We start from the raw sequence: 13,942 nt of genomic DNA, 5'->3' as shown, positions 1-13,942 counted from the left end.
GCTTCAATCCGATTCAGGTGCCCAATGCCTCGAGGAACCGGATGCCCAAATTCGTAGAGCACTGATCGCAGCGCGCTCACCAAGTCGTTATGCTGACGTTCAAGTGTAAGCGCTGTTCTGGGGCCACGGCGGGTGGAGGCTGATACTGCTATTTTGTGCGTTCGTGGGCAGCCAGACGCTCTGCTTCTGCCAACGCGGCAGTTTTGGTTTTGAAGGGGCCGACATCGTTTTCTTCCGTGTCAGGTAACCACTTTGGAAGGAACCACCAGCCTCCAGGACGATAGCTGGAACTGCTTCTCACGGAGCCGACATTCGCGGCGAAGAACCAGCCGGAGTCGATTCCATCCTGCTCCCACGAGATGCTCTGCTCTGTCACGGCACACTCCACGCCTATTCTTTTGTCGGGAGGATTTTATCGCTCCTGTATGACCAGGGCAACAGCTCGTCGATCTGGCTGTTGGGGTGACCGTTGACGATCCTGATAAGCACGTCGGCGAGATAGCCAAGCGGCTCGACATCGTTGAGCTTGGCGGTCTCGATGAGTGATGCGATGGTCGCCCAGTGTTCGGCTCCTGCATCGGAACCCGCGAAGAGTGCATTTTTCCGATTGAGGGCAATTGGTCTTATGGATCGCTCGACTGTGTTGGAGTCGATCTCGATGCGGCCGTCATCGATGAACCTGGTCAGCCCATCCCAGCGCGACAAGGTGTATCGGATCGCTTCGGCCAGCTTTGTCTTCTGGCTGATGAGCCCGAGCTGTTGTGTGAGCCAGGGCGCTAGACTGTCGGTGATCGGACGACTCTTTTCCTGACGCGCGATGCTGCGCTCTTCCTGCGTGCGGCCACGTATCTCGTCTTCGTTTCTGTAGAGTTCGGCAATGCGCCGTAGCGCCTCGGTGGCAATAGGTGCGGGACCGGCAGCGGCCAGTTCGTAAAAGCGCCGACGAACATGTGCCCAGCAAAATGCCAGCGATACGGTGTTCTTGGCAGCTAACGGGCGATAACCGCTGTAGCCATCTACCTGGAGAATGCCGACAAAACCGTCGAGATGGGTCATCGGGCGTTCGGCCTTGCGATCCGGTGCATAGACATAGGCAACTCCGGGCGGATCGTCTCCCCGCCACGGCCTGTCGTCGCGAGCATAGGCCCAGAGTTGCCCGGTCTTGGTCTTGCCCCGTCCGGGATCGAGAACCGGGGCAGTCGTTTCATCGGCAAAGAGCTTTGAAGATGTCTTCAAAACGTCGAGCAACCGTTGATGAACAGGACGCAAATGCCAGGCGGCGCGGCCTACCCAATCCGCGAGTGTCGAGCGGTCGAGGTCGATCCCTTGCCGCTTGTAGATTTGCGTCTGACGATAGAGCGGCAGGTGATCGGCATACTTGGAGACCAGAACCTGGGCGACGGTTGCTTCGGTCGGAATGCCGCCTTCGATCAGCCGGGCGGGAGCCGGAGCCTGAACCACGACATCCTCACAGGCCCGGCAGGCATACTTCGGGCGGCGCACGACCAACACACGGAACTGAGCGGGAACGATGTCGAGCTTTTCGCTGACATCCTCGCCGATCCGATGCAAATCATGGCGGCAGCCTGGGCAGGCATGGTCATCGATATCGACGATCATCTCGATGCGTGGCAGGTGAGCTGGCAAAGAACCCCGGTTCGTTCGCCGTTTGGCAACACGTTCCTGGCGCACAGCGGCAGAGGCTTCTTCTTTCGCTTCCAGACCATCCGCCTCGACCTGTTCAGCTTCTTCCAAGCCTAAGAGAAGCTGATCCTCGGGAAGCGTTTCGGCTCGGCGACCGAACCGGTGGCGCTGCAATTCCTTGATGATCTGACGCAGGCGGGCATTCTCCGCCTCGCGCGAAAGCACCATCGCTTTCAGCGCGTTCAGGTCATTGGGAAGATCGTCCGCCCTTATCGTCATGGGGCAAGAACAGCATATTTTGCCCCACAAAACGAGATATTGAATGCGGCTGATTCAATTTGTCGCGGCCGTTATCCTGCCATAACGGGGGTGCGTGTTTCGGTTGGCACATGGACGCGTTTCCAATCCAGCCCCTCAAATAGAGCCGAGAACTGGGCGGATGTCAGATGCATCGCACCATCCTGCATCCGGGGCCAGTGGAACTCGCCATCCTCAAGCCGCTTGGCGACCAGGCACACGCCGCTACCGTCCCAGAAGATCAACTTGATGCGGTCGGTTCGCTTGGCCCGGAACACATAGATCGTGCCGGAGAACGGGTCGGCTCCCATCTCTGCCTTCACCAGTGCCGCCAACCCCTCTGCACCCTTGCGGAAGTCGACAGGCTTGGTGGCGATCATGACTTTCACCGCGCCGGACGGACCAATCACGATGATGCCTTCATGGCCGCAATGACGGCTGCAATCGTCGTGGCGTCAGCGCCAGATGCAATCCTCAGTATTGCACCACCAAACTCCAGCTCAATCACAGCCTCACCATGAGCCTTCCTCGGTGACCGTGCTCGCCGTACCTTTTTCGCCGGGGGTATGTCTTGTGGGGCGACAATGGCAGGCGCAAACATCAATGCCTCGTCCGGCGCTGTATCGAGCGGCCTGCGGGCAAGCCGTCGCCAGGTGAACAACTGTTGCGATGTTAGCCCGTGATGCCGTGCCACCGAGCACACGGTCACGCCGGGCTCATAACTTTCCGCGATGATCCGCGCCTTCTGTTCGTCACTCCATTCGCGGCGGCGACCACTTCCAGTAAATACCTCGAACCGACGAACCGGCTCTTCATCCTTAGTTTTAAGCGTAAGCTCTGAAATCGACATATGTCCAAGCCCTCTGTTCAGGCTCAACATCGTCAATCACCAGGTGATCCGGAAGGTGGGGTCAAGATGACGCTTACGTTCAAGTCGTTCTCTTCCGCAAAAAAGATGCGCCTGTGCCTGCTGCTCCTCCGGTTTCGGCGTGACGAAGCGCATCTCGGACCGCTGTGCGGCGGTGACAACCGCTTCGGCATCCACAGCATCGTTCTTCTGGCGCTTTACGAATGGACACACATATTGTGGTGCTATCAGCCGTACATTATGGCCTAGTTTCGCCAGCTCGCGTGACCAGTAACGAGCACTCCCGCACGCCTCTATTACGACTATCAGAACGCCTTGCCCGGCTATATAAATTGGGAAAAATGCTGCCAGGACAGCTTCTGCCGAACCCTGAGCTCTCCATGAACTGGGAAAACGCTCTTCGCCAAATCGATCCCAATCCTAGTGTTGTATGTCATGCCGCCATCCTTTCACCCGTCGGATTTAATCCGGTCATCCTCTGGCAGAACGTGCCGTGGGTGGAGTGGCAACCACGCCATCTATTCAACGGGGCCACATTAATGGAGGGTTGACGCCGGTCCAGGCGAGCCAAAAAGAGCGTCCGCTATCTTGCGGAGATGCTCCCTATCACCGCTAAAGGCGTAGCCTTCCGAGTTCACCTCGATGAAAGATGCGAAAACGAACGGCGTCGCCATTGATTCCAGAAGCATGGCTAAACGTAACATCATTTCCACGTCAACTTTGACGTCAATAATTGCCCCGTCGACATCGCCAGCTTCCACCAGGTTCAAGACTTGCTCGACAGAGGAAACAGGGCCTGCAACGATGGCTCCGGCGGCTGCAAGCTGCGCATGGCACGCTGCCGTCAATGACGGACGCCGCTCTACCACTATCAGTTTTTTGCCTCTGAAGGCATGTAACACAGGAATATCCTTCTTACTCATTTTGCGCTCGCCCGCGCTATGCCGGAGATAGATTTTGTCTGGAGAAAACTAAGCAGCGTGCAAATAGCGTCGTATTACCGCTTACGCACAAACTGACTAGCGCACTCACCGGCCAACGGGTGAAGCGTTTTGATCACTGGTCGGACTCGCCGCATTGCGATTCGGTATCTTTTTGCAGCGCCTCCTCTATTTCCTCCGCGGACACCTGCAAAAACTGGCGCTTGACTAATTGGGCGGAGATAGCGGGTATCTCAAGGTGTGTAGCGACGGGTTGATACGAAGGAAAACTGAGACCTTCAATAAGCTGCTCATCGACAACCAGACGGTATGTTCCAGCTTCCAAAGGAACTACCAGTCCATCCAGTACGAACGGGTTCGCGAAAGTGATTTCTTTGTATGTCTTTCTTTCTTTCATACCCTCACTCTTTCCTGACATGTAATTCACACGGAGCCGCAACGTTTATTCTCAACTGTCATTCTCAACTAAGTGGATTTCGGACCCCGAGAAGGATTGGCAACGGGGTTCCTTACAATACCGCCTTCGTTCTTCCAGGACTGTTCATCAACCCTCAATCGATCGATCACGCGCCTTCCTGAAAAAGTTGAGGACGTATATCGTGTTGCGCGGAACACTTCTGACGGCCTCAACAACAGGCCGTGATTGATAGGATTGTTTGAGTGAGTCCGCATTTCCAAGACGGCGTTTCAATTGTGCCGCGAGAGCATCTGCAGATGTTTCTCCCGCAAGAAACAGTCTCATTACAAGAAATGCGGCCGTATTGAATTGTCGCTGGTCATTGCCCAGCAACGTGGCGTTATAGCCTGCTCTCTTCAAAACTGACTGGATCATCTCCATCTCCTCTGGGGAGATGGCTGCAAGGCTGGCGTGGGAAGACATATTGTCCTCCTCTCGTTGGGGCCAGGGTAACCGACCCTCAACCAGTAGTGCCCGTGACATCGCTACCGACACTTTACAGTGCGCCTGAATAGCTCCAGACGCAAGCGAATACGGTTTTGGAAGAACATCAAGCGAAGTTCGCCAGCCATTCGCTGGTCATCATTGAGCGGCGGCTGTATTCTGGCGCATTGGAATTCCCTTGCTAATGAAACTCAAAACGCGCAGGCTGATTTCTTCGGTAGCTTTTTTAAAGGGCGTTACCGCTTCAAGGTGAAATCCCTTGGCCCCAACGAAAGGAGGACACGATGTCTTCCGCACAAGAATACGGCCCGATTTCGTCTCACGATCTGAATATGTTGCGGTCTCTATTGTCAGATGCAGGCTTTGAAATCGATACGCGCCTGGATGACGACCGGGCATTCAACAAGGCCACTCGCAAGATAATTGATCTTTTTCAGGGTGGAATGACCGACCCTTCCAAACTCAAAGGAGAAATGCTGTTCCTGTTCGGGGTGCAGAAGCGGGACCGTGTGCCAGCTCGCAAACCACTCGCGAGGTACGCAATCCAAGGCCTTCCGGAGTTCGGCAGATAACGGGGAAACACCTGTGCGCGCATATGTTCTTGGAAGCATGATGCTTTGGTCCGCTTTCTTTCTGATCTGGTATCTGTTGACGCTTTATACCGCCAGCAACGACCTTGAAGAAATACGACCCGGTCCGGCAGGAGCAACAGTTATGTCTGCGTCCCGATGTGGTGTCGAGCTGGCGGCTCTTCTCGCGATGGGCGATAAGCTCCTGAAAGCCGGCGGACCAGAAGTGCCTGCGGATTTGCGTGCAAATATTGAACATTGCATCTCCTTGGATGCCGCAAGTCGAGATGCCCTTATGAAGACACAGCTCATAAGATTTTTCCCCGCCGAAAAATAGCCCGCGGACTCCCCCATTGATTTCATCAACCCCATCACAAATTATTGGTCATGGGTGCGGACATCTGTTCTCTGATGCGACGGTGGCCATAGCTTTTTTCGATCTGGCGCGCGGCCTGTGGCCGCGCAGCCTTGGGAATTGTGGGAGATTAATGATGATCGTTATCACGGGAGCCGCACCGAGATACGGCGCCTTGATCGCTTAACTGCCGGAAGTCCCGGTGAAGCCGGAACAGTCCGCACCTGCACCGCCATAAAGTGTGACCGGATTGATCTCAGCCAAGGGGGGCCGCTTTGTAGTCGATCGACGAGATCAGGATTGGCGATAAACGGACGTCCGAAGGCGATCAGTTTCGCCGTTCCCTCGGCTAGATGCGACGTCGCCGGATCGAGATCATAGCCATTATTGGTGATATATGCACTGCTGAAGCGGCGGCGGAGCGATCCGTAGTCGAAGGGTGCAACGTGGCGCGTGCCACACGTTGGGCCTTCGACCACATGAACGTACGCGATGCCGAGAGCATCAAGTTGATCGATGATATACTCGTATTGCGCCTGGGAATCGCTACAGGAAATGCCATTTGCTGGCGAAAGCGGCGAAATCAGGCACAGTGCGCTTGGCGCCGATTTCCTGCACCACCGTGGCCGTGACCTCGAGCATCAAATGCGCGTGGTTTTCCACCTTGCCGCCATAGGCGTCCGTTCGGACATTGGTGGCGTGAACCTCCACCATATAGTTTCTGAAAGCAGACGCTGGCGAGCGAGTTGCCGCGCGCAAAGCCCAACCTATCAAAATGCTTGTACGGAACAGCAGCGGCGCGGCTCACGCACGGCCCCGTCTTCCATTAGATTCGATCATATGTGAACGATGTCAGCAGCGTGGTTACAAAGTTACTTGCATTATCCTTGACAAGCGTTTCCGTCCATTCATTCGTCCCGCGTAGCCGCAGGTCGGAATAGATGCTGTCGACGGCGCCCTCTTCGATCCGCTTGACGTTCGCCAGAAAGGCTTCCTCTCCGCCCGCATGATACATGTCGCGGATGACCATCCGCAGGATTTCCTGGATTGCGATCTGCCATGCCGTGTTGAGTGCCTGAAGGTCGCCGGTACTGTCTGCCATGGGTATCCCTTTCGGTGTGACGAATCTTTAGCGGCGGTTTGCACCACGCTGTCGGTTGCGGATTACAACGGTTTGAAAGAAACTGCTGAAAGAGCCTGATTGGTGACCGGACGTGACCAAGCCATTTACTATAGCCGCCTTGCCTTGCAATTGGCGTAGCGCCGATTGCGCTCGGCCTTGCGGGCGGCCTCGTCGTGTTTTATCCGTCCGCGCCTAATGCGCCGCTCTTCCCTCGCACGGGGACCCTCGTCTGCTCCGCCTGCCATTCTATTCTGGCAGGGCCAGTGGCGGCCTTTATCGCGTGATAGGCGTTCCAAAAAGCGGACTTTGCTTCCAAGACCGCGATGCGGCGATCGGCAAGGTCATTGTTTCTGGTTTTTTGCAATCTTTGCCTTGGAGAGAGTGCTGGGCAGATCAGACCGTCTTGGCCCGCCGTTTCTCGAGAAGAAAGGCGGTCGCCGCCTCTCGGTCCTTCAATTCTTTCGCAAGACGCGCTTCACGAAGCCGCCGCGTCTTTTCCTCGCGGGCCAGAACGAGAGAATCGAGTTCATCGACGGCGCTGTTGCGGGCGAAGAATTGCGATTGGGTATTGGCAAAGGCAATCTCCGCCTTCTGACGGGATTTGCTGTGTGTCTGTGACATGGGTTTTTCCGGATTGAACGCCGCGAGGTGCCGCGGCAACAAAAAAGGCCAGGCAATTTGCCTGACCTGCTGGTATCATGGCTCTCGACAGTGCCAGTACATCCGTGGTCAACGGAGAGCGGATACCGGGATGATCAGGCAGCCTGCAGGTTGCAAGCCGACATCTTGCCCGACTTGTTGTCGCGCTCGAGGTCGTAGCCGATCTTCTGGCCTTCAACGAGTTCGCGCATTCCGGCGCGCTCGACGGCCGAGATATGGACGAACGCATCGGTGCCGCCATTGTCAGGCTGGATGAAGCCGAAGCCCTTGGTGGAATTGAACCATTTAACTGTGCCAGTGGTCATGATGAACCCTTTCATGGCAATAAGAGAACCACAACGCCCGCGGCGTTGCAGATGCGATAGCGATTTTTGAGAGAAAAGGCTCGTTCAGGGCACGGTGCCAGACGCGCGATAACCAAAGCTAAGCAAGCAAATATCGATGTTCAACATATAGGTCGTCAATATCCGATTGTCAACTTTTAGTTTTTGCGCTCCAGCACTCTCAGCATTTAGTTGTAATTTCGGGGTGCCGTTTCACACTCTAGACTCCGGAAACAGGGCTGGGAACGTAACCCCACGCCAGGTTCAGCCATGGAATCACGGTCGTCCGGAAGCGGAAATGGACTCCGGTCCCGACGGAAAATCAGTGTCTCCCTGGCGAATGACGCCGGACATAAACCGGAGCAAAACAGCGCGTGATTGACGTGCAAGCGCTCCTGACAGCGGTTTCATCCTCGCCGTGACATATCCGGCCTTATGAAGCATCTGGTTGAGAATACGATTGCTGCCGGGATTGAAATCGACGGCGTGAATGCTGGAAGACATGGGTCCTCCTTTCAGATTGCGGGCACGAGCATTAAGCCCAAAGCGACAGCGCCCGTTTTAATGGCTGCCGAAGGCACGATGATGAGGCCGACCCGTCTGTTTGGCAATCCTTCAATTAAGGTCATATAGGGGCGGGGTAGCTTCGACGTCCCACGCGTACAGAGATTTGCGCTCTGTAAACCCATTAACATCAGCGAACGAGGGCTAATTTTGACCGTCCATCGATACATGCGATGTTCGCTGCTGAGGAGTGGCAGAATAGAAGGAGTGTCGATGTAAGCTGGGCTGCCGCTCAAAGCTGCTGGCTCGGTGGGAATGCAGCTTTCCTGCCGCGGTCGCCCGAAACCTGCCTGTCAATTTCCCATCCCTCAACGATCGTTGAAAGCCTGATACGCGAAAAGACTGCTCTTGGGAGCGTGTAATTGCTATGCTGACGTAAAGAATAGCGTCGCTAACCTGACATCCGTACCTTATACCAGACGCGCCACTTTTATTTTGCTCTTGAACACTATCGAACCGGCGACCCCGTTATTCGCAGGACGGCGCGAGTGAGCTGAACTTCCGACGGGTGGCGCAAATGATCAGAGCGCAAGCTTCGCTGAAAACGTTCCGCGCGTGATAAGGACATAACAGGTCGTCAATGCCTGATCCGTGGCAGCCGATACCTTTCCACATTGAGCCGCACTTGTGCAGGACTAGAACGAAGGGCCTGCCGCGGAATGAGCAGCGGTCGGCGTCTTCGGAGGTAATCATTTCGTGTATGTCGGCCGGATTGGAACCGGCTACGGTGCCAAAACGGTCGATACAATCTTGCCAAGGCTCCGCAAGATCGAAGCCGCCAAATCACCGTTCGCGGGCATCGGCGCGCCGAAGAAGGTTTCCAACATCGTCTGGGTCAAACCCGAACTGGTCGCCGAGATCCAGTTTGCCGGCTGAACGGCCGACGGACTGGTACCTCAGGCGGCATTCAAGCGGCTGCGCGAAGACAAGCCTGCAGCCGAAGTCGAGGCAGAAAAGCCGGCGTCGCCGGCAATGACCGGATGGCTATGGCGGTCACGCCGTTGTCGCCGCGTGCGCGGCCGGGTGCTACCGTATCGATGCCGTGACCTGGACCCAGGTGAAGACCGATCTCGATCCGAAACGCTTCACCGCACAGTACAGGCGCTCCTCCAAAATACGAGCGCCTGGCAGGATTATTGCGATGGCCAGCGTTCCTTGGAGCAGGCCATCAAGCGGCTGGCGAAGTCGATGAAACAGGCTGCCTGAGAAGCCAGAGATCAGAAGCCGTAGCGTCGATCAAGTTCTTGGAGGGCAGCCTGAACCTCATCGATGGAAACCGAATCCGGTGTTCCGGGAATATGGCGGAACAACGGCTTCGAATCGACCGCGTAGAAATCCGAGGCCCATGCAGCCAGGATGGTCCGCTTGTCGTGTGCGGTGAGAGCAGTCGCTTTTACGACATCGATCGGCCGCTCAATCTGCATGCCCTGAAGCAGGATCGCCGGCCCCATCGCCGCGGCATTGCTCACGGCCTGCTGTAACATCTCGTGCATGTCGGCCTTCCTATCGAACGTGTGGATCTTTGTCCCGCCGAAGGTGCGATGCCGCGATGGCATCATTCTCCGGCGCCAGCAGATCATGCTTTTCAGCGAAGGCGGCGAATAGGCCGCGCGCGGTCTCCGCTTCGATCTCGCCGCGCAGTGCCGCACTACAGGCTTTCAGCGCCATCGAGTGTGCCGTGTCACGCAACGATGCTGGCCATTCAGCAAGGTGCCGGTAGGCATCCATGACGCTCCGGACCTCAGCCGGGAAGCCGAGGCCGACAAGGATGGCAACTGGTTGTCTGAACATATCGGGTTTCATTGTCTCTCTCCTTCCCAACCCGTGATGTTAACGGGCGCCGCTGCCCGCGACGCCCCTTCTCCGCAGTTTCGGTCAGGCGGCCTTTGGCGCTTCGATCTGCACCGGGGCGGTCGACTGCACGAGGGCCGGCTGGGTCTGGATTTCGATCTTCCTCGGCTTCAAGGCCTCGGGGATCTCACGAACGAGATTGATCGACAGAAGACCATTGTTCAAATCGGCACCATTCACCCTGACATGGTCGGCAAGCTCGAACCGGTGTTCGAACGGACGGCCGGCAATGCCGCGATGCAGATAACCTTCGGATGCCGTCTCCTGCTTCTTGCCAGTGACCGTCAGCAGATTGGACTGGAAGGTGATGTCGAGATCATCCTGGGCAAAACCTGCGACCGCGATCGAAATCCGGTAGCTATCATCACCGATCTTGACGATGTCATAGGGCGGCCAGTCGCTGATCGAACGGGCGCGCTGAGCGTTTTCGAGAAGATTGAACACCCGGTCGAAGCCGACGCTCGAGCGGAAGAGAGGTGCGTAGTCGTAAGATGTTGCCATAGCCATATCCTCCTTGAAGCAACATGGGTACGGAAGCGCCGAAAGGCGGCGCTCCCAGCAAGGCCAGCCCTTTTATCAGCGGTTGGCGGCAATCGATTTGGTTTTTGAGAATTTAGGATTCAAGAGCACCAGCCGAAAAAATTTAAGACCTCGCCGACGCACTGAAACCCTTTGCTCGGTTGAGGTCATAAACAGCGGCATTGTCCTGGATCTCGCGCAACCCTTTGTAAGATGCGTGTCGCCAATTACCGTCGTCGGTCCAGCCGCGGAATTCAATTTCCGCGATCAAGGTCGGCTGCGCGTAAACGTAGTTCTTGCCTTTAAGCGGCACGGCTGGTGTCCGTGTCTTCAGTGTGTCGAGCGTCTTCTTCAGGTAGGCTGCATCCTTTTCCTTGAAGCCCGTGCCGACGGCGCCGACATAGACCCAATCGTGGTCCCGGCGAGTTGCCAGCAGGAGGCTGCCAATCCCACCGTGGGCAACCGCCGACTGCTCGCAGCCGAGGATCATGAAACTCTCTCTGCACGCACGTGATCTTCAGCCAGTCGCCGGTCCGACCAGAGCGGTAGGGGCTATCTCGATGTTTGGCGATGACGCCCCCCATGCCGATCGAGTAGGCCTTGGCCAATAGCTCAGCGCCGTCTCCCTTTATCTCTTCGGACAACTGGATCGCACCGACGGCGCCCTCCAGCAAGCCTGTCAAGAGATGACGGCGAACTGACAGTTCGGTCCGGGTCAAATCGTGACCGTCCAAGTAGAGAAGGTCAAAGGCGAAGAGAACGGACTCCGTCGAAACGCGCTTGCCCCCTCTTCCGCCGAGCCAGCGCTGCAGCCCTCCAAAGTCCGGGCGGCCTTCCTCATTCAGTACCACCGCCTCGCCATCAATGAATGTCCGCTGTCCTGGATGAACGGATCGGCCGATTTTCCGTGCAATTCAGTTTGGGTAAACAGTCGATCTGCATTCATGTTTTCACCTGCCTTCTCAATTGTTCCGGATCCTCTTCATGAGCCACTTGTCCCGATCGTCGTTGCTTATTATTGACAGGGTCTTCGCGGCGTCCCGGTACCGATCTCATGGCAATCGTCGCAAGTAAGCATTGGAGCTGTTGCATGGCAATCTACAAGGGCGCATTGGCATTGCTGGGAAAGTCGGAAACCGACGCAGCGGTCGTGGATTACTTGAAGTCGCTGGGTGCGACGCTCCCGCTCACGCGACCGCCACGCGGCGAGAAGGAAACGAACGTCGAGGTCCCCGGTCAACAGATTGAACTGCTCTTTACTCTCGGAAGCGAGTTGCCGAAAGGGACGCGCTTTGCGGAAGGGGAGTTGGTTCTGCGTACATTCTTCGTTCTTCCGGAGGAAGCCGGAAGACCGATCGATGGAACGCCTTTCGATCTCGATATGACCATGACCCGGGAGCAGGCGCGAGCAAAGTTTGGAGAGCCGGAATGGAGCAGCGGTGGTAGTTTGAAAAACGATCGCTGGGTGCTTGGAGACAAGCGGATGCTGCTAAGCTTCACCTCGGACGAACAGCGCATCCGACAAGTGTCAATGTCGCAATTGTTCGAGTGAGCGGGTGGCCGCTTCATCCTCTGTCGGCCTGAAAGCGCTTAGGCCGCTCTCCACCCCAACTGGGACATTCAGCCCAAACAGCCGAGCGACCGCTTTAGCGAAATTTGCGGCCCGCATGAACGACCGCAATAGAGCTTGAGCCAGATGCCTTGCGAGCGTCTTCACCTTGACAGGATTCGAACCCTAGATCCGTCTAATCACACCCTATGCAACTGGAACTATTAGAGGATCTGTGGCAATCTAGCATACGGGTTCGCTCGATCGGTACCTTCGGGTTACACATCAGTAATCCTGTCGAGGGAGGTCTTATTCAATGATTTTATCCCATTTGGGTCAGAGGTCTTAATCGGCGAGACGATGCGCATTGCGAAGAGGGCGAGCGGCACAACAAGCGCAGCGACGGTAGAGGTAGTGAAATACAGCCACCATGCAGCATTCGATAAACTATTCAAATTCACTACGTCCGACACGCCGTTGACATTCACGACCAATCCGGCAACCGCAGCGCCCAAAGCGCTAGCGAACTGTTGAATAATGGGGATAGACGCCGAGGTTAAATCCTCTTCGCGAGGCAGTGCGCGAGATAACACCGAACTTTGCAGATGTGGCCAACAAACACCTATCCCTAAACCCAATCCGGACAAGCAAACTACTATCGCGACCGTTTCGTTTCGGTCGACGGCGACCCTGGGCACAGGAAGAAAAATTGAAAGCCCTACAAACGACAGAAAAACAACGATGGGCCCAACGAGGACGGCAATTCGGGCTTTTCGTCCGATAAGTCCCGCGGAGCAGATCGCTCCCAACATCCATCCAAAAGCGATGGTCGACACCATATAGCCAGCCCAAAGCGGTTGCTGTTTTTTTAAGAGCTGCAAGAAGTACGGTACATAAATTTCACTCGCTTGGCAGGCGCAGATTAAGATCATCATAAGGTACAAAATGAATAACGGTGAGTGCATTGAGAATGCACCCGTGGGAAGGAGTTTTGCCAAGGAATAATTCTCGCGCCACACAATCACTGCCGCGCATATAAATCCGAGAAGAAGAAAGGCCCCTGCAATGAGAATATTCAATTCTGCGGCGGTGCCAGCCAACGAAAGCAACATGATCGACACCGAAAGAAGAACAATCTGAAGCAATGGTGGCGGCGAGTCTTTCGAACCAGCAAACTCCTCAGGCAGTACTGACCATGCAATGAAAAAGAGAAAACACGCCGCAGGCAGAAGTATCCAGAAAGAGAGCCGCCATAATTCTGCGGCAGCCATGACTCCGCCGATTGCGGGTCCCAATAAAGTCGCCCCCCCCCACACCACCGACATCAAAGCCAATGCTCTCGGCCATAAACTTTCTATAAATAACGCCCGGACCATAGAATAGGATATGGCGACAAGAATGCCCGCGCCGAACCCTTGAACAAAACGCCCTAAGAGCATGCTCTCCATGTGCAGCGCAGTACCACAGAGAAGGCTGCCGATGGCGAATGATGCCGCTCCGGTTGCGTAAACCTGACGAGGCCCCAACCCCGCCGGATGGTGGGCAACAAACACCGATGCGAGTATCGAGGCCACTATGTAGAGAGTAGTGTTCCAAGCGAGAAGATCAACACCACCAATATCTTTTACGATTGAGGGCATCAACGTCGATCCAACAAAAATGTTGATCGCGTGCAAAGCTATTCCGCCACCCAAGACCACTATCTTAGAAAAATTACCGCCTAAAAACAGCGACTTCCATTCCGCAAGAACACCCATTTAGATCCCTATCGAAACAGC

General features: G+C 55.7%; 17 protein-coding genes and 4 pseudogenes. 4 read left to right on the top strand and 17 right to left on the bottom strand.

The features are described 5' to 3' along the window. Nucleotides 1–148: 148 nt before the first annotated feature. From I8E17_RS33220 to I8E17_RS33185, 8 genes and pseudogenes are all read right to left on the bottom strand, one after another. Nucleotides 149–376, bottom strand: a complete 228-nt coding sequence (locus I8E17_RS33220) for a hypothetical protein (protein WP_209160201.1) — start codon at nucleotides 374–376, stop codon at nucleotides 149–151. 14 nt (nucleotides 377–390) lie between these two features. Next, nucleotides 391–1,923 carry an IS66 family transposase gene (locus tag I8E17_RS33215; protein ID WP_209160202.1) on the bottom strand — a complete coding sequence of 511 codons (1,533 nt, stop codon included), beginning with the start codon at nucleotides 1,921–1,923 and terminating at the stop codon, nucleotides 391–393. 71 nt (nucleotides 1,924–1,994) lie between these two features. Beyond that, nucleotides 1,995–2,351 (bottom strand): IS66 family insertion sequence element accessory protein TnpB, encoded by a 357-nt coding sequence (gene tnpB / locus I8E17_RS33210; protein WP_209160203.1) that lies wholly within the window; start codon nucleotides 2,349–2,351, stop codon nucleotides 1,995–1,997. Next, complete coding sequence (locus I8E17_RS33205) at nucleotides 2,348–2,821, bottom strand: transposase (protein ID WP_229002291.1); 474 nt, start codon at nucleotides 2,819–2,821, stop codon at nucleotides 2,348–2,350. The genes tnpB and I8E17_RS33205 overlap by 4 nt, the downstream gene beginning before the upstream one ends. Before the next feature lie 84 nt (nucleotides 2,822–2,905). Beyond that, nucleotides 2,906–3,246, bottom strand: a pseudogene (locus I8E17_RS33200) (IS110 family transposase); the annotation flags it as partial. 99 nt (nucleotides 3,247–3,345) lie between these two features. Next, nucleotides 3,346–3,732, bottom strand: a complete 387-nt coding sequence (locus I8E17_RS33195; protein WP_229002290.1) for a hypothetical protein — start codon at nucleotides 3,730–3,732, stop codon at nucleotides 3,346–3,348. 133 nt (nucleotides 3,733–3,865) lie between these two features. Beyond that, nucleotides 3,866–4,147, bottom strand: coding sequence for a hypothetical protein (locus I8E17_RS33190; protein ID WP_065654515.1), 282 nt, complete (start codon nucleotides 4,145–4,147; stop codon nucleotides 3,866–3,868). A gap of 147 nt (nucleotides 4,148–4,294) precedes the next feature. Continuing rightward, nucleotides 4,295–4,630, bottom strand: coding sequence for a hypothetical protein (locus tag I8E17_RS33185; RefSeq protein ID WP_209159751.1), 336 nt, complete (start codon nucleotides 4,628–4,630; stop codon nucleotides 4,295–4,297). A gap of 305 nt (nucleotides 4,631–4,935) precedes the next feature. On the opposite strand from I8E17_RS33185, the gene I8E17_RS33180 reads away from it, so the two are divergent. Together I8E17_RS33180 and I8E17_RS33175 are read left to right on the top strand one after the other, a co-directional pair. Then, nucleotides 4,936–5,223 carry a hypothetical protein gene (locus I8E17_RS33180; RefSeq protein WP_209159749.1) on the top strand — a complete coding sequence of 96 codons (288 nt, stop codon included), beginning with the start codon at nucleotides 4,936–4,938 and terminating at the stop codon, nucleotides 5,221–5,223. Between the two features lie 13 nt (nucleotides 5,224–5,236). Further along, on the top strand, nucleotides 5,237–5,557 hold the full coding sequence (locus I8E17_RS33175) for a hypothetical protein (RefSeq protein ID WP_209159747.1): 321 nt from the start codon (nucleotides 5,237–5,239) through the stop codon (nucleotides 5,555–5,557). Between the two features lie 201 nt (nucleotides 5,558–5,758). Here I8E17_RS33175 and I8E17_RS35425 read toward each other — a convergent pair. The 4 genes and pseudogenes from I8E17_RS35425 to I8E17_RS33155 form a co-directional block, all read right to left on the bottom strand. Then, nucleotides 5,759–6,268: pseudogene (locus I8E17_RS35425) on the bottom strand (hypothetical protein); the annotation flags it as partial. A gap of 133 nt (nucleotides 6,269–6,401) precedes the next feature. After that, on the bottom strand, nucleotides 6,402–6,677 hold the full coding sequence (locus tag I8E17_RS33165) for a hypothetical protein (RefSeq protein WP_065654519.1): 276 nt from the start codon (nucleotides 6,675–6,677) through the stop codon (nucleotides 6,402–6,404). A gap of 414 nt (nucleotides 6,678–7,091) precedes the next feature. Beyond that, nucleotides 7,092–7,319, bottom strand: coding sequence for a hypothetical protein (locus I8E17_RS33160; RefSeq protein WP_065654520.1), 228 nt, complete (start codon nucleotides 7,317–7,319; stop codon nucleotides 7,092–7,094). 134 nt (nucleotides 7,320–7,453) lie between these two features. Continuing rightward, nucleotides 7,454–7,663: a cold-shock protein gene (locus tag I8E17_RS33155; RefSeq protein ID WP_059759453.1), complete on the bottom strand. Its 210-nt coding sequence runs from the start codon at nucleotides 7,661–7,663 to the stop codon at nucleotides 7,454–7,456. A gap of 1,251 nt (nucleotides 7,664–8,914) precedes the next feature. On the opposite strand from I8E17_RS33155, the pseudogene I8E17_RS33150 reads away from it, so the two are divergent. Beyond that, nucleotides 8,915–9,223: pseudogene (locus I8E17_RS33150) on the top strand (ATP-dependent DNA ligase); the annotation flags it as partial. A gap of 239 nt (nucleotides 9,224–9,462) precedes the next feature. Here the strand turns inward: I8E17_RS33150 and I8E17_RS33145 are convergent. The 4 genes and pseudogenes from I8E17_RS33145 to I8E17_RS33130 all read right to left on the bottom strand — a co-directional run. Next, nucleotides 9,463–9,738: a hypothetical protein gene (locus I8E17_RS33145; RefSeq protein WP_209159745.1), complete on the bottom strand. Its 276-nt coding sequence runs from the start codon at nucleotides 9,736–9,738 to the stop codon at nucleotides 9,463–9,465. 10 nt (nucleotides 9,739–9,748) lie between these two features. Continuing rightward, the gene (locus I8E17_RS33140) at nucleotides 9,749–10,048 is read right to left on the bottom strand and encodes a DUF982 domain-containing protein (protein WP_209159743.1); all 300 of its coding nucleotides are present in this window, start codon (nucleotides 10,046–10,048) and stop codon (nucleotides 9,749–9,751) included. A 72-nt stretch (nucleotides 10,049–10,120) separates the two neighbouring features. Beyond that, nucleotides 10,121–10,597, bottom strand: a complete 477-nt coding sequence (locus I8E17_RS33135; protein WP_209159741.1) for an Hsp20 family protein — start codon at nucleotides 10,595–10,597, stop codon at nucleotides 10,121–10,123. 142 nt (nucleotides 10,598–10,739) lie between these two features. Beyond that, nucleotides 10,740–11,481, bottom strand: a pseudogene (locus I8E17_RS33130) (ATP-dependent DNA ligase); the annotation flags it as partial. 224 nt (nucleotides 11,482–11,705) lie between these two features. Here I8E17_RS33130 and I8E17_RS33125 point away from each other — a divergent pair. Next, nucleotides 11,706–12,167: a hypothetical protein gene (locus tag I8E17_RS33125; RefSeq protein WP_209159739.1), complete on the top strand. Its 462-nt coding sequence runs from the start codon at nucleotides 11,706–11,708 to the stop codon at nucleotides 12,165–12,167. 275 nt (nucleotides 12,168–12,442) lie between these two features. Here the strand turns inward: I8E17_RS33125 and I8E17_RS33120 are convergent, their stop codons facing one another. Further along, nucleotides 12,443–13,921 (bottom strand): MFS transporter, encoded by a 1,479-nt coding sequence (locus tag I8E17_RS33120; RefSeq protein WP_209159737.1) that lies wholly within the window; start codon nucleotides 13,919–13,921, stop codon nucleotides 12,443–12,445. Nucleotides 13,922–13,942: the final 21 nt, after the last annotated feature.

This window comes from Rhizobium sp. AB2/73, assembly GCF_020871915.1.
GTDB lineage: Bacteria > Pseudomonadota > Alphaproteobacteria > Rhizobiales > Rhizobiaceae > Rhizobium > Rhizobium dioscoreae.
This window is presented reverse-complemented; position numbering and strand designations above follow the sequence as displayed.

What these genes read in the sequence shown, in the direction of transcription:
- I8E17_RS33190 (WP_065654515.1), bottom strand. Translation starts at nt 4,147, where the DNA reads ATGAAAGAAAGAAAGACATACAAAGAAATCACTTTCGCGAACCCGTTC.
- I8E17_RS33215 (WP_209160202.1), bottom strand. Translation starts at nt 1,923, where the DNA reads ATGACGATAAGGGCGGACGATCTTCCCAATGACCTGAACGCGCTGAAA.
- I8E17_RS33180 (WP_209159749.1), top strand. Translation starts at nt 4,936, where the DNA reads ATGTCTTCCGCACAAGAATACGGCCCGATTTCGTCTCACGATCTGAAT.
- I8E17_RS33125 (WP_209159739.1), top strand. Translation starts at nt 11,706, where the DNA reads ATGGCAATCTACAAGGGCGCATTGGCATTGCTGGGAAAGTCGGAAACC.
- I8E17_RS33120 (WP_209159737.1), bottom strand. Translation starts at nt 13,921, where the DNA reads ATGGGTGTTCTTGCGGAATGGAAGTCGCTGTTTTTAGGCGGTAATTTT.
- I8E17_RS33145 (WP_209159745.1), bottom strand. Translation starts at nt 9,738, where the DNA reads ATGCACGAGATGTTACAGCAGGCCGTGAGCAATGCCGCGGCGATGGGG.
- I8E17_RS33185 (WP_209159751.1), bottom strand. Translation starts at nt 4,630, where the DNA reads ATGTCTTCCCACGCCAGCCTTGCAGCCATCTCCCCAGAGGAGATGGAG.
- I8E17_RS33165 (WP_065654519.1), bottom strand. Translation starts at nt 6,677, where the DNA reads ATGGCAGACAGTACCGGCGACCTTCAGGCACTCAACACGGCATGGCAG.
- I8E17_RS33160 (WP_065654520.1), bottom strand. Translation starts at nt 7,319, where the DNA reads ATGTCACAGACACACAGCAAATCCCGTCAGAAGGCGGAGATTGCCTTT.
- I8E17_RS33135 (WP_209159741.1), bottom strand. Translation starts at nt 10,597, where the DNA reads ATGGCAACATCTTACGACTACGCACCTCTCTTCCGCTCGAGCGTCGGC.
- I8E17_RS33140 (WP_209159743.1), bottom strand. Translation starts at nt 10,048, where the DNA reads ATGAAACCCGATATGTTCAGACAACCAGTTGCCATCCTTGTCGGCCTC.
- I8E17_RS33155 (WP_059759453.1), bottom strand. Translation starts at nt 7,663, where the DNA reads ATGACCACTGGCACAGTTAAATGGTTCAATTCCACCAAGGGCTTCGGC.
- I8E17_RS33205 (WP_229002291.1), bottom strand. Translation starts at nt 2,821, where the DNA reads ATGTTGAGCCTGAACAGAGGGCTTGGACATATGTCGATTTCAGAGCTT.
- I8E17_RS33195 (WP_229002290.1), bottom strand. Translation starts at nt 3,732, where the DNA reads ATGAGTAAGAAGGATATTCCTGTGTTACATGCCTTCAGAGGCAAAAAA.